The sequence below is a fragment of the Mesorhizobium sp. ESP-6-4 genome (genome assembly GCF_020164735.1).
GTDB lineage: Bacteria > Pseudomonadota > Alphaproteobacteria > Rhizobiales > Rhizobiaceae > Mesorhizobium.
Window position 1 is genome coordinate 112,853 of record NZ_JAIUGS010000007.1, and the last position, 13,085, is coordinate 125,937.

14 protein-coding genes and 1 tRNA gene are annotated in these 13,085 nt (G+C 64.6%); 6 read left to right on the forward strand and 9 right to left on the reverse strand.

Features of this window, described 5'->3' with window-relative positions; translation table 11 throughout:
- Positions 1 to 7 precede the first annotated feature (7 nt).
- Entirely contained in the window at positions 8 to 1,168 is a 1,161-nt protein-coding gene (locus LB523_RS15640; protein WP_224604120.1) for a CaiB/BaiF CoA transferase family protein, read from the reverse strand.
- Positions 1,169 to 1,171: 3 nt separating this feature from the next.
- Positions 1,172 to 1,723, reverse strand: a complete 552-nt coding sequence (locus LB523_RS15645; RefSeq protein ID WP_224604123.1) for a MaoC family dehydratase — start codon at positions 1,721 to 1,723, stop codon at positions 1,172 to 1,174.
- Positions 1,724 to 1,950: 227 nt separating this feature from the next.
- Between LB523_RS15645 and LB523_RS15650 the strand changes: the two genes are divergently transcribed.
- On the forward strand, positions 1,951 to 2,100 hold the full coding sequence (locus tag LB523_RS15650) for a hypothetical protein (RefSeq protein ID WP_224604127.1): 150 nt from the start codon (positions 1,951 to 1,953) through the stop codon (positions 2,098 to 2,100).
- 35 nt (positions 2,101 to 2,135) lie between these two features.
- On the opposite strand, the gene LB523_RS15655 is transcribed toward LB523_RS15650, so the two are convergent.
- On the reverse strand, positions 2,136 to 2,492 hold the full coding sequence (locus LB523_RS15655; RefSeq protein WP_224545360.1) for a hypothetical protein: 357 nt from the start codon (positions 2,490 to 2,492) through the stop codon (positions 2,136 to 2,138).
- Between the two features lie 491 nt (positions 2,493 to 2,983).
- On the opposite strand from LB523_RS15655, the gene LB523_RS15660 reads away from it, so the two are divergent.
- Both LB523_RS15660 and LB523_RS15665 read left to right on the forward strand, forming a co-directional pair.
- On the forward strand, positions 2,984 to 3,442 hold the full coding sequence (locus LB523_RS15660; protein WP_224604130.1) for a YbhB/YbcL family Raf kinase inhibitor-like protein: 459 nt from the start codon (positions 2,984 to 2,986) through the stop codon (positions 3,440 to 3,442).
- Between the two features lie 63 nt (positions 3,443 to 3,505).
- Positions 3,506 to 4,006 carry a DUF6496 domain-containing protein gene (locus LB523_RS15665; RefSeq protein WP_224545358.1) on the forward strand — a complete coding sequence of 167 codons (501 nt, stop codon included), beginning with the start codon at positions 3,506 to 3,508 and terminating at the stop codon, positions 4,004 to 4,006.
- A 55-nt stretch (positions 4,007 to 4,061) separates the two neighbouring features.
- On the opposite strand, the gene LB523_RS15670 is transcribed toward LB523_RS15665, so the two are convergent.
- Both LB523_RS15670 and LB523_RS15675 read right to left on the reverse strand, forming a co-directional pair.
- A tRNA-Ala gene (locus tag LB523_RS15670) sits at positions 4,062 to 4,137 on the reverse strand.
- A 161-nt stretch (positions 4,138 to 4,298) separates the two neighbouring features.
- The gene (locus tag LB523_RS15675) at positions 4,299 to 4,694 is read right to left on the reverse strand and encodes a TIGR02300 family protein (protein ID WP_224604133.1); all 396 of its coding nucleotides are present in this window, start codon (positions 4,692 to 4,694) and stop codon (positions 4,299 to 4,301) included.
- Between the two features lie 196 nt (positions 4,695 to 4,890).
- Between LB523_RS15675 and aroA the strand changes: the two genes are divergently transcribed.
- The 3 genes from aroA (at position 4,891) to rpsA (ending at position 8,934) form a co-directional block, all read left to right on the forward strand.
- Positions 4,891 to 6,249 carry a 3-phosphoshikimate 1-carboxyvinyltransferase gene (gene aroA, locus LB523_RS15680; RefSeq protein WP_224604135.1) on the forward strand — a complete coding sequence of 453 codons (1,359 nt, stop codon included), beginning with the start codon at positions 4,891 to 4,893 and terminating at the stop codon, positions 6,247 to 6,249.
- 142 nt (positions 6,250 to 6,391) lie between these two features.
- On the forward strand, positions 6,392 to 7,042 hold the full coding sequence (cmk, locus tag LB523_RS15685) for a (d)CMP kinase (RefSeq protein ID WP_224604137.1): 651 nt from the start codon (positions 6,392 to 6,394) through the stop codon (positions 7,040 to 7,042).
- A gap of 194 nt (positions 7,043 to 7,236) precedes the next feature.
- Entirely contained in the window at positions 7,237 to 8,934 is a 1,698-nt protein-coding gene (rpsA, locus tag LB523_RS15690) for a 30S ribosomal protein S1 (protein ID WP_224604140.1), read from the forward strand.
- Positions 8,935 to 9,053: 119 nt separating this feature from the next.
- Here rpsA and LB523_RS15695 read toward each other — a convergent pair whose 3' ends face one another.
- The 4 genes from LB523_RS15695 to LB523_RS15710 all read right to left on the reverse strand — a co-directional run bounded on the left by LB523_RS15695 (position 9,054) and on the right by LB523_RS15710 (position 13,047).
- On the reverse strand, positions 9,054 to 9,761 hold the full coding sequence (locus LB523_RS15695; RefSeq protein WP_095769360.1) for an SDR family NAD(P)-dependent oxidoreductase: 708 nt from the start codon (positions 9,759 to 9,761) through the stop codon (positions 9,054 to 9,056).
- A 198-nt stretch (positions 9,762 to 9,959) separates the two neighbouring features.
- The gene (locus tag LB523_RS15700; RefSeq protein WP_224604142.1) at positions 9,960 to 11,540 is read right to left on the reverse strand and encodes a 5-guanidino-2-oxopentanoate decarboxylase; all 1,581 of its coding nucleotides are present in this window, start codon (positions 11,538 to 11,540) and stop codon (positions 9,960 to 9,962) included.
- The gene (locus LB523_RS15705; RefSeq protein WP_224604145.1) at positions 11,537 to 12,205 is read right to left on the reverse strand and encodes a TetR family transcriptional regulator C-terminal domain-containing protein; all 669 of its coding nucleotides are present in this window, start codon (positions 12,203 to 12,205) and stop codon (positions 11,537 to 11,539) included. Before LB523_RS15705 ends, LB523_RS15700 begins: the two co-directional genes overlap by 4 nt.
- Complete coding sequence (locus LB523_RS15710; protein ID WP_224604147.1) at positions 12,175 to 13,047, reverse strand: dimethylarginine dimethylaminohydrolase family protein; 873 nt, start codon at positions 13,045 to 13,047, stop codon at positions 12,175 to 12,177. The genes LB523_RS15705 and LB523_RS15710 overlap by 31 nt, the downstream gene beginning before the upstream one ends.
- Positions 13,048 to 13,085: the final 38 nt, after the last annotated feature.

The window sequence follows — 13,085 nt, forward strand, 5'->3', positions numbered from 1 at the left end:
AACCGGATCACAGGCCGAACTCCGCGCGGATTTTCTCGCTGTGCTCGCCGATCCGAGGGGCGGCCCGATCCACCTTGGCGCGCGCGCCGTCGACGCGCAGCGGCGAACGCGTGGTGAGGATCGACACGTTGTCCTCGCGTGTCACGGTCTGCAGCATGTCGAGGGTCTTGAAGCCATCGCTCTGCATCAGCTCCGGCCAGGTCAGCACCTTGGCGCACCAGACATCGGCGGGCTCGAGGACCGCCAGCCATTCGCCGATGGTCTTCTCGGCGATGCGCCTGGCGATGATCGCCTTGATCTCGTCGCGGGCGGTGAACCAGGTCGCGGGCTTGTCGCGGAACGGGTCGAGCTCAGGCAGCTCGAGCAGGTCGGCTATCTTCGGGATCGGCGTCATGGCAATCGCCAGGTAGCCGTCCTTGGCCAGATAGACGCCGTAAGGCGCCGAGAGATAGGCATGGGCGCTGCGGAAGGACGACCGCTTCGGCAGGCGGCGGCCGTCGTTGAGATGCGTGGTCAGCACCTCGAACTGGAAATCGACCAGCGCCTCGAGCAGGCTGGTCTCGACATGGCCGCCCTCGCCCGTGATGCCGCGCCGCACCAGCTTGGCCAGGATGCCTTGGGCGCAGGCGGCGCCCGCCAGCATATCGGCGATCGCCAGGCCGAACGGCACCGGTCCCTGCTCCTCGTCGCCGTTCAGCCACATCACGCCGGAACGAGCCTGCGCGAGCAGATCCTGCCCAGGGCGCTTCACCCATGGCCCTTCCTCGCCATAACCGCTGATCGAGGCATAGACGAGCCGGGGATTGATCGTGCTGACACGCTCATAGTCGAGGCCGAGCCGCTCGATGACGCCCGGCCGGAAGTTCTGGATAAGCACGTCGGCCTTGGCGATCACACCGCGCAGCGCGGCGAGGTCGGCTTCGTTCTTCAAATCGATGGCAAGGCTTTCCTTGCCGCGGTTGATGGCGTGGAAAATGGTGGAATCGCCGCCGATCTCGGTGTCGCTGAGATAGAGCCGGCGCGACAGGTCGCCGCCATCGGGCCGCTCGATCTTGATGACGCGCGCGCCGAGGTCGAGCAGGCGCAGCGAGCAGTAGGGGCCCGACAGGAACTGGCTCATGTCGATGACGACGAGGCCGGTTAGTGGAAGTTCTTTGTCAGCGGCCACGGTTCACTTCTCGGTCTTGCCGACAAAATCGGCCGGGTTCTTGTATTTCACGGTCTGCAGATGCTCGCAGTAGAGCACCAACTCCCCTTCACCCTTGAAGACTTCATAACTGGCGCGGATCAGGCCCATATCCTGGTAGCGCGGCTTTTTGTCGAGGTTGGTGCGGATCGAATAGATGGTGTCGCCGATGAAGACCGGCTTGATGAAGCGCAGTCTGTCGTAGCCATAGGAAAAGGCGTTGATGCAGTTGGTGGCGACCAGGCCGAGCCCGGCCGAAAAGACGAAGGCGCCCGCCACCAGCCGCTTGCCGAAGATACCTTCCTTCTCGGCGAACATCTGGTCCTGCACGTAAGGATGGATGTCCAGCACCAACGCGTTGAACATATGGCTTTCGCCCTCGGCGATGGTGCGGCGAAGCGAGCGGATTTTGTGGCCGACCTGCCAGTCCTCGTAGAACCAGTTTTCCGAATTCCAGACAGGGATTTCGGCATGCGCTTCAGGCATGTCGGCGGGATGCGTCGAGGCGACACCGACGGTCGGCGAGAATGCGCTCATGATCCTCTCCGGGAGCTTCCGGAGCGGCCTGCAAGGCGGTTCCGGGCGATACCGGATGGCGAGATGCATGGTCGCTTTCCTCCTACAGTTTTCTTTTGTGAATAATATTTTCACATATGGGATTGCCTTGCAAGCGACGATCGGCGAAATTTTCGCAAGGCGGCACCAGCGGAGGAGCCGCCGGCGACGCCAGGGAAGATCGATGCAAAGCGCCTGTCTTCCCTTTGTTGGCAGCCTCAATCGCGAGGCGCCTACTTCCAGGGCGCGGCGTCTACGCCTTCGACGAGGCGACGCTCGCCGCGCAGAAGCTTGCCGAGATCGACGAGGTCGGAACGCCGATGTGCGTGCGGATCATCGAGGACCGGCTTCAATCCTGATCTTAGCGAGTGGAGTTCTTAGCGACTGACTTTGCTCACTGGCCGATCCGCGCGAACGAGCCGGTATAGGTCTGGCCGGCAAGCGCGTAGGTGACGTTGAGCGTTCCCGGCGACGGCATCGTGGCGGTAATGTCGGCGCCGTTCGGCAGGCGCCCGAGCTTCAACGTGCTGCCGGAAATCCTGCCGGAGCCGTCGGCGACGCCCGGCTTGTTGTCGGCCAGATCGCCCCATGCGTAGCTGGCCGTCACCTGCCCGCCTGAAGACACGGTCAGGATCGCCAGCTTGCCGTCATACATGCCGTTGAGCTGCCCCGCCCATATGCCGGAGAATGCGGCGTATCTGGCGGGAACGCCCTTGCCGGGTGGAACGATCGCGACCGCCTCATCCAGCACCGCCGAATTCGGTGAGGCCGGAGCGGGAGCGGCGGCCGGAGCGGGTTGCGGGTCAGCAACAGGCTGTGTGTCCGGGGTCGATTGACAAGCAGCAAGCGCGACCGCAATGCAAAGCATCGACAAGAGATTGTTTTGTCGCGCTAGCAGCCCGGATCGAACACGTCCCTGCGCCGGATTTCCACCCAAAGCCGGAATTCTCATAAGCATCCCTCTGACAGGAAGCCCTTAGCCTAGTTGCGGCCACCAGCATAGGGATTTCCTCCGGCGCTTGTTTCGCCGGGATACGAGCTGCGTTCGCTTCCGTTGGAGCAGCTTCCCGACATCTCGACTTGCTGGCATCCATCGACGCTCCGTCGCGGGCATGACGCCGGAACTCCCGCCAATGCCCCGCGTTCCAAAAGAAACCAGTAGCGAGCGCGCTCCGCCGATCCGAGCAAAGATCGTTCGTGAATTCTTCGAGAAGAACGCGATAGGTACACGGAGGTCCAGCCATGGCTTTCACGCTTGAGAGTCCAGCCTTTGAAAACGGCCATACCATTCCCGAGCCGTATGTCCGCAACGGAGGCAATTTGTCGCCTCCCGTGCGGTGGAAGAACGCACCGGCCGGGACCAAAAGCTTCCTGCTCGTCGTCGAGGATCCCGATGCGCCGCGCGGCATGTTTCGCCATTGGGCTGTCTACGACATTGCCGCCGGGCGAGACCGCTTGCCGGAAGGCACCGCCGGACCGGAAACTTTCCACCAAGCCGTGAACGACTTCGGCAATACCTATTATGACGGTCCCCAGCCGCCAAAAGGGCACGGCGTTCACCATTATCACTTCCGCCTTTCAGCACTCGACGTTGAGGCGCTGGAACCCGGCGGAGAACCGGAAATCGCGAATCTTCTGGCCCAGGCGGAGCCGCATATGATCGCCACTGCCGACCTCGTCGGCACATATGAAAGCCGCTGATGCGCGATCCGACGCATCCTGTCGGCATTCGATCATGCCCCCGTTCGAACGAGGAGAAAGACAATGCCGGACAAGAAAACCATCGAAAAGGCGCGCGAGGACAAGCGCGAAGGCAAGTCGGCTAGCACGCAGGCCGGTGAATTCGTTCACGCGGAAATCGACAAGGTCCGCAAAGGCAAGCACGGCGCCCGCTCCACCAAACAGGCGATCGCCATCGGCCTTTCGGAGGCGCGCCGCGCGGGCGTCGACCTGCCGCCCCCCAAAAAAGGAGATGTGAAGGAGACCACACGCAAGAGCGCCAAATATGCTTACGAGGCAGGCCAGGGCGAACGGAAGCCAAAGCGCCAGCCGAAGGTCTCGAAGGCGGTATCGAAGGTGCTTGAGGGCGAGCCGAAGGGCACCGCCTCCCACAAGGCTCTGTCGAAGCAGGCCAAGAGCGCCGCATCCGGCCGCACGGCCGAAGAGCGGTCGGCGGCGGCAAGGAAAGCCGCTGAGACCAAAGGCGCCGCCGGACGATCGGCGGCAGCGCGAAAAGCAGCCAGAACCCGCGCCCAGCACGGTTAGAGCAATTTCAGGTCGAGCGGTTGCCCGTTCGTGCAGCAGTTCAGGAAGGACTGTTTGGTGGAGCCAATCGGAATCGAACCGACGACCTCTTGAATGCCATTCAAGCGCTCTCCCAACTGAGCTATGGCCCCACTCCCGGCAGTCGGCCGGCGCCGTTTCCGGCGAAGAGATCCGGCGCGGTTGGTAACCGCGCCGTCGTTTAGTGCTGGCGGCTTCTAGCGCCGCCTTCGGTCAAGATCAAGCCTTGAAAAGCCGCTTTTTCGTCACAGGGCAAAATGGCCGGCAAACGAACTCAGACTTCGTCATCGTCGTCGCCGACGCCGATCATATCGGCGACGTCATCGTCCTCTTCCTCTTCGTCGGCAAGGAAGGTGTCGTCTTCGTCGTCGCCGAGATCGACATCCTCTTCATCGTCGCCAAGATCTGGAAGGTCGTCGCCGCCGCCCTTCACCTCGTCATCGGCCTCCTCGAGCGAGACGACTTCGGCGCCTTCCTCTTCCTCGGCGTCCACTTCCTTCTCGGCGATTTCCTCATCTTCCTCGAGGGCGGAAATCTTGCCTTCCTCGAAATAGGAGCGTGGATAGCTCTTGCCGGTATAGGGCGAGACGATCGGGTCTTTGTTGAGATCGTAGAATTTCCGACCCGTTTCGGGGTCGACACGCTTGGTGCCAAGTTCAGCTTTTGCCACAGCAGGCCTCGTCAATAAAAGAGTGGTCCCCATAACCGCAGTTTTGAGCGCTGTCAAAGCCAAAAGCCGGCATTGTAAAATGCTGGTATTCGAAGGCCTCGCACTAGGGGATGACCATTGCAACGCACCGTGATACGAGACCGCCGCAGCATGACGAACCGAGCCGGCCAGCCGGCATTTCATTTGGAAGACAAGGATGTCTCACTCCGCCGCCGCTAAGCCGGCCACGGCCCGCAAATCCCCTGCCCTTGCCGGCACCGCGCGCGTGCCGGGCGACAAATCGATCTCACACCGCTCGTTCATGTTCGGCGGCCTTGCCTCCGGCGAAACCCGCATCACCGGCCTGCTCGAAGGCGAGGACGTGATGCGCACGGGCGCCGCCATGAAGGCGATGGGCGCGCATATCCAAAAGAACGGCGGCGAATGGGTGATCCGCGGCACCGGCAACGGCGCGTTGCTGCAGCCTGAACGCCCGCTCGACTTCGGCAATGCCGGCACCGGCTCGCGCCTCACCATGGGGCTCGTCGGCACCTATGACATGGAGACGACCTTCATCGGCGACGCCTCGCTTTCGGGCCGGCCGATGGGCCGCGTGCTCGACCCGCTGCGCCAGATGGGCGTGCAGGTGCTGAAGGCCGCTCCCGGCGACCGCATGCCGATCACGCTGCGCGGCCCGAAGCATGCAGCGCCCATCACCTATCGCGTGCCGATGGCATCCGCCCAGGTGAAGTCGGCGGTGCTGCTTGCCGGCTTGAACACGCCCGGCATTACCACGGTGATCGAACCCGTGATGACGCGCGATCATACCGAAAAGATGCTGAAGGGGTTCGGCGCCAACCTGAGCGTCGAGACGGATGAGCGCGGCGTGCGCCACATCTTCATCGAAGGCCAGGGCAAGCTCACCGGGCAGACCATCGCGGTGCCCGGCGACCCTTCCTCCGCCGGCTTCCCGCTGGTGGCGGCGCTGATCGTGCCGGGCTCGGACATCATCATCGAGAACGTGCTGATGAACCCGACGCGCACCGGGCTGCTGCTGACCTTGCAGGAAATGGGCGGCCGTATCGACATCCTCAACCCGCGCAATGCCGGCGGCGAGGACGTGGCGGACCTGCGCGTGCGCTCCTCCGAGCTCAAGGGCGTCATCGTGCCGCCGGAACGCGCGCCGTCGATGATCGACGAGTATCCGGTGCTGGCCGTCGCCGCGAGCTTCGCCGAGGGCGAGACGCTGATGCAGGGACTGGAGGAACTTCGGGTCAAGGAATCCGACCGTCTGGCGGCGGTGGCTCGGGGCCTGGAGCTCAACGGCGTCGACTGCACCGAGGGCGAGGCCTCGCTCGCCGTACGCGGCAAGCCCGGCGGCAAGGGCCTGGGCGCTCATCCCAACGGCCCCGATACGGCGGTGAAGACGCATCTCGACCACCGCATCGCCATGAGTTTTCTGGTGATGGGGCTGGCCACCGAGAAGCCGGTGACGATCGACGACGCCAATATGATCGCGACGAGCTTTCCGGAATTCATGGGGCTGATGAAGGGGCTGGGCGCGGAGATTGGGTGAGGTCGATGAGACTGGCCCAAACTGAAAGGCTGGCGGGACAGCACCCCCCTCTGTCCTGCCGGACTGTCCGGCAGGACAGAGGGGGGTGTGAAGGAACGCGGCATTTGTCTTATTCTTGCCCTTCGATCGCGTCGACCCGCCCATGAGCACCCCCTTCACCATCGCCATCGACGGGCCTGCCGGTGCCGGCAAGGGCACACTCGCGCGCCGGCTCGCCGACCATTACCGGCTGAACCTGCTCGATACCGGCCTCACCTATCGCGCTGTGGCCCACAAGCTGCTCGAACTCGGCCTGCCGCTCGACAATGTCTCGGCGGCGGAAACCGCTGCTCGTCAGGTCGACCTCTCCAACCTCGATCGCACCGTGCTGGCCGCGCATGCGGTAGGCGAGGCGGCCTCCAAGGTCGCGGTCATTCCGACCGTGCGGCGCATCTTGGTGGAGAAGCAGCGGGCCTTCGCCAAGGCGCCGCCCGGTGCTGTGCTCGACGGCCGCGACATCGGCACGGTGGTGTGCCCCGATGCCGACATCAAGCTCTATGTCACGGCAAGCGCCGAAGTGCGCGCCAGGCGCCGGCTGGCCGAGATCGAGAGCATGGGCGGCAGCGCCGATTTCGCCACCATCCTTGCCGATATCGAGCGCCGCGACGAGCGCGACATGGGCCGCGCCGACTCGCCGCTGAAGCCGGCGGCAGACGCGCACTTGCTTGATACCAGCGAAATGGCTATAGAAGCCGCGTTTCTGGCGGCGATGGCGATCGTTGACGACGTCCTTGCCAAGAGAAACAAGGCCTGATCAGGTTTTTCGATTGCCGTTGGCGGCGAAAATACCCATATCGGGCACGAACCAGCCTGCCAGCATTCTTCATGCGCCGGACTTGCCGCCTGAACAGCGGCCAAGGGCTTTCAGCCCGGAACGCCGGCAGGTTCACGCAACGCTAACCCACGGCGCCCACCCCGCTTGAAGACCGGGGTATTCCAGGAGAAACAATGTCAGTAGCTAATCCGTCTCGCGACGATTTCGCGAGCATGCTCGAAGAATCATTCACCGCCGGCCATTCGGGCGAGGGCCAGGTTGTCCGGGGCACGATCACCGCGATCGAAAAGGACATGGCCATCATCGATGTCGGCCTCAAGGTCGAAGGCCGCGTGCCGCTGAAGGAATTCGGCGCCAAGGGCAAGGAATCCTCCCTCAAGGTCGGCGACACCGTCGAGGTCTATGTCGAGCGCATCGAAAACGCGCTTGGCGAAGCCATGCTGTCGCGCGAGAAGGCTCGCCGCGAGGAGAGCTGGGTGCGTCTCGAAGAGAAGTTCACCAAGGGTGAGCGCGTCGAAGGCGTCATCTTCAACCAGGTCAAGGGCGGCTTCACCGTCGACCTCGACGGCGCCGTGGCGTTCCTGCCGCGCAGCCAGGTCGATATCCGGCCGATCCGCGACGTCACCCCGCTGATGCACAACCCGCAGCCCTTCGAGATCCTCAAGATGGATCGCCGCCGCGGCAACATAGTGGTGTCGCGCCGCACCGTGCTCGAAGAGAGCCGCGCCGAACAGCGCTCGGAAATCGTGCAGAACCTCGAGGAAGGCCAGGTGGTCGAAGGCGTGGTCAAGAACATCACCGACTACGGTGCGTTCGTCGACCTCGGCGGCATCGACGGCCTGCTGCATGTCACCGACATGGCTTGGCGCCGCGTCAACCATCCGACCGAGATCCTCAACATCGGCCAGACGGTCAAGGTGCAGATCATCCGCATCAACCAGGAAACCCACCGCATCTCGCTCGGCATGAAGCAGCTCGAGTCGGATCCGTGGTCGGATATCGGCACCAAGTTCCCGATCGGCAAGAAGATCAAGGGCACCGTCACCAACATCACCGACTACGGCGCGTTCGTCGAGCTGGAGCCGGGCATCGAGGGCCTCATCCACGTTTCGGAAATGTCGTGGACGAAGAAGAACGTGCATCCCGGCAAGATCCTGTCGACGACGCAGGAAGTCGACGTGGTGGTGCTCGAGGTCGATCCGGCCAAGCGCCGCATCTCGCTCGGCCTCAAGCAGACGCTGGAAAACCCGTGGCAGGCTTTCGCCTCGAGCCATCCGGTCGGCAGCCAGGTCGAGGGCGAGGTCAAGAACAAGACCGAGTTCGGCCTGTTCATCGGCCTGGAAGGCGACGTGGACGGCATGGTGCATCTCTCCGACCTCGACTGGACCCGTCCGGGCGAGCAGGTCATCGAAGAGTACAATCGCGGCGACATGGTCAAGGCGCAGGTGCTCGACGTCGACATCGAGAAGGAGCGCATCTCGCTCGGCATCAAGCAGTTGGCCCGTGACACGGTCGGCGAAGCGGCCACCAGCGGCGAGCTGCGCAAGAACGCCGTCGTCACCTGCGAGGTCATCGGCGTGAAGGATGGCGGTCTGGACGTGCGGCTGGTCGACAGCGGCATCGAGACCTTCATCAAGCGTTCCGACCTTTCGCGCGACCGCGACGAGCAGCGCCCCGAGCGCTTCACCGTCGGCCAGAAGGTCGACGCCCGCGTCATCGCTTTCGACAAGAAGACCCGCAAGCTGCAGGTCTCGATCAAGGCGCTGGAAATCGCCGAGGAAAAGGAAGCGGTCGCCCAGTACGGCTCGACCGACTCCGGCGCGTCGCTGGGCGACATCCTGGGCGCGGCGCTGAAGAAGCAGGGCAACTAAAGCCTTCCGGGAAAGCCGTTTGCGGCTTTCCGTCGGAATTGCGTAAGCCCTTTGGCGAACAGCAAAAACCCCGCCGGAGCGATCCGGCGGGGTTTTTCTATTGTCTGGATTCTGTGGGGTCAGGCGCGTCCATAAAGCGGAACAAGCGTGCCGCTCATCGCCAGGTTGGCGGGCGAGGCGAGGTAGGCGATCGCTTCCGCCGCGGCCTCCAGGCTGACCCATTTGGCGAAATCGGCATCGGGCATGTCGGCGCGGTTGGCGGGCGTGTCGAGCGTCGAGGGCGCCACGGCGTTGACGAGGATGCCCTTGCCCTTCAGCTCCTCGGCCATGGCCACAGTCATCGCCGCGACCGCCGCCTTGCTTGCGGCATAGGCAACCATGCCGGAGCCGCGCCTCGGATCGAGTCCGGCGCGCGCGGTGACGTTGACGATGCGGCCGGCCGTGTTGGAGTCCAGCATCGAGCGCACCGCGGCGCGGCTGCACAGGAAAGCCGTGCGTGCGTTGGTGTCCATCATCTCGGCGAAGGAGGCCGACTCGATCTTTTCGACCGGCGCCATGGTGAAGCCGCCGGCAAGGTGGATCGAGGCCCAGAGTTCGGGAACCTGATGGTAGAAGGCCTCGACCTTGGCCGAATCCGACAGGTCGACATTATGCGCCAAATGCACGCTGGCATGGGCTGCGTAAGGAAAATGCGGCGGGGCCGCCGCGTGGGCATTTGGCACGTGGCAGATCGCGCCTTGCTCCAGCAGTCTGCCGACAACCGCGCCGCCGAGCGCCCCAGTGCCGCCCGTCACCACGACATGCCTGCCATTCAGCGTTTCCGTCATACCTAGACCGCTCCTGTCATTTTTTTATGATTATATCTTGGGTTATGCCGCCCCAGGCTCGAAGGTCGCGCCTTTCGCGCTGTCACTCAATTGAAATATCGACATGGCTGGCGCAGCGTCTTTGCATGCGTCGGACCTTGGCGGGCGGCATCGATTTGCCGGCGCCGAAAGGGGCCAACCGGCAGATGCACCGATCTTTCAGTCGACGGTGATTTCGATGACGCGCGGCCTGCCGGCCGCCCGCGCGCGCTTCAGCGCCAAGGCAAGGCCGCCGGCCCCGGCCAGCCGCTCGGCCTCGATGCCATAGGCCTCGGCGAGCTTGCAGAAATCGGGCGCTGCCGGCGATACGCCGACTGGCTCGACGCCGACATCGAGCATCGAGGTTTCGATCTCGCGATAGCCGCGATTGTTCCAGACGACGAAGATTACCGGCGCTTCGGCGTCGAGCGCGGCGCCGATCTCCGGCAAGGTGAACTGGAAGCCGCCATCGCCGGTGAGGCACACCACCGGCGCCTCCGGCACCGCAAGTGCTGCGCCGATCGCCGCCGGCGGACCGTAGCCCAACGCGCCGAAGCCGGTCGCGGCGTTGAACCAGCCGCCGGGACGGTCGTGGTCGTAATAGAGGTTGGCGGCATAAATCGGCTGGGTCGAATCGCCGACGATGATGGCGCCCGGCAGCGCGTCGCGGATTGCCTCCACGGCGCGCACCTGCGCCAGATATTCGGGCTTCAGCTCGGCCCGAGCAGCCTCGCGCGCGGCGGCCGCACGAGCCTCGCCATCGCTTGCCGCGGCATGGCCAGATCCGATCGCTGCAAGCAGCGCCTCGATCGCTTCCGCGCAATCCGCGTGGATGCCAACCGTCACCGGCCGGCGCGCAATCTGGTCGGCGCCGATATCGATGCGGATCAGGCTCGGCGGCAGCACGAAGCCGCCGTCGCTATAGCCGTCATAATCGGTCGGGCCGAATTCGGTGCCGGCGGCAATCACCAGATCGGCGTCCGCCATCAACGCCCGCACGGCCTTGAGGCTGGGGCTCGCCGGCACGCACAGCGGATGGCCATGCAGCAGGCCACGCGCATTGGCGGTCTCGACCACGGGGGCGCCGAGCGTCTCGGCCAGACGCCGCAGCGCCGCATCGGCCTTCTTGGCGCCGCCGCCTGAAAGAATCAGCGGACGGCGTGCGGCCCTGCAAAGCCGTGCCGCCTCGGCGATCGCCGCCAACTCCGGAGCGGGCGGCGCGGCATTGCTAAGGACGGCCGCAACACCATCGGCGGGCTTGACCATGACGTCGGTGGGGATCTCGATATGGACCGGCCCCGGGCGTGAGGAGGAGAAAACGGCGAAGGCGCGGGCGAGCGCGCCGTGCAACTGCCCGGCCTCGGTGATGCGCTCGGAAAACAGCGCCACCTTCTCCATCATGCCGCGCTGGTCGGGCAGCTCGTGCAGGAATCCAAGCCCCTTTCCCAGCGTGTCGGTGGCGTTGACGCCGGAGATGACCAGCATCGGCACCGAATCGGCGCGCGCCTGTCCCATGGCGGTGATGGTGTTGGTGAGGCCCGGCCCGGTGATGACGAAGGCGACGCCGGGACGGCCGCCGGCGCGCGCGTAACCGTCGGCCATGAAACCGGCGCCCTGCTCGTGGCGCGGCGTGACATGGCGGATCTTCGAGCCCGCCAGGCCGCGATAGAGCTCGACCGTATGCACGCCCGGAATGCCGAAGACGGTGTCGACGCCATGCGCCTCGAGCAATTTGATCAGTGCCTCGCCGATGGTGGTCATTGGTTTCCTCCCTTTTCCGGCGCCAAGCCGAGCTCGGCCTCTATGGCTTTGACGCCAATCGCCGCCAATTCGCCAGGCGAGAACATCTCTGCTGCCAGGCAGGCTTCGATCCAAAGCCCGTCGATGATCGCGTTGATCGCGATGGCATGGCGGCGCAGCTCGCCTGCGTCCGGCTTGCGCCGCTCGGTGGCGAGCACCTCAGCAACGACCGCTTCCACCTCGTCGCGAAAGCCGAGATAGCCTTCGCGATGGGCACGGGCGAGCGCCGGATCCGCATTGGCGCGGCCAAGGAAGGTTGCCCAGAGCGAAAACACCCGCCGGTCGACGATCGGCGCGTTGAGGTTGGCGGTGACGAAAGCCGCGAGGCGTTGGCGAGGCGAGGCGTCTTCCATGACCAATGCCGCCTTCGCCTGCTCGGTCATGCGGCCGACCAGCGCCGCATAGGCTTCCTGCAGCAATTCTTCCTTGCCGGGGAAATAGTGCCGGATCAGCCCGGCGGTGACGCCGGCGCGCAAGGCGATGGTGCGCAAGGTGGCGCCCTGAAGGCCATATTCCGCCACGCTGTCCAGCGTCGCATCGATCAGATCCTGCCGCCGCCGCTCCTCGCCCTCGCGGCGGAACTTGCGGCGCGCATTCATTGGCGCAGGATCGGCCGCGTCAGGCATGTCGGCCCGCCTTCGCAGGCGATGCAGAGCGCATCCGCCTCGAATGTCTCGACCGTGCAGCCGGCCGTTTCCATCGCGGCCTTGGTCTTGGGAAAACCCGCAACGGCGATGACCTTGTGCGGGCTGGTCGGCAGCACGTTCAGGCTGAGGCCGTTGGAAGCGGCGAACTCTTCGGCGTCGCCTTCGACCAGCCGGATGCCGCGCGCCTTCAGCATCTGATAGAACGCCGCCGGCAGAAGCGGCGAATGGACCAGGGCCAGGTCGTCGGCCAGCGGGCTGATCACCGACATCAGATGCAGGCACGCCTCTTCGCCCTGCCACAGCGGCAAATCGAAGCCGTAGACGGAAATGCCCAGCGGCGTCAGCAGGTTGGAAACCTGCTGGATGCCTTCCTGGTTGGAGCGCACACCACGCCCGATCGCCAGCGTGCGGGCATCCACCCATACGCAGTCGCCGCCTTCGACCTGACCAGGCGCCTCGACACGACCGAGGACCGGAATGCCCAGTCTCTTATAGGTTTCCTCATGCAGCGAGGGCTCCCGGGCGCGCAGTGGCTTGCCCATGGACAGGATCAGCGCGCCGCGGTCGGTCATCAGCGACGGGTCATGCGTGAACACCGAATCCGAAAGGCCGTCGGCCGTGTCCTCGATCCATTCGATCTCGGCGCCGGAAGCCGCCACCATGTCGGCAAGGGCCGCATGCTGCACGGCTGCTTTCGCCGGGTTGAATCCCGGGCCATAGTGCCAGGCCGCCCTGTCGGCGTCGCGCATGGCGTTGGCCGCCGACCGCATCAGCACGCGCCGCAGCGGCGCCGCCATGGACTGTGACCCGAAAGCGCTCATCGATGCCCTTTTAAGATGAAAAAAATCGTGAAAATTTC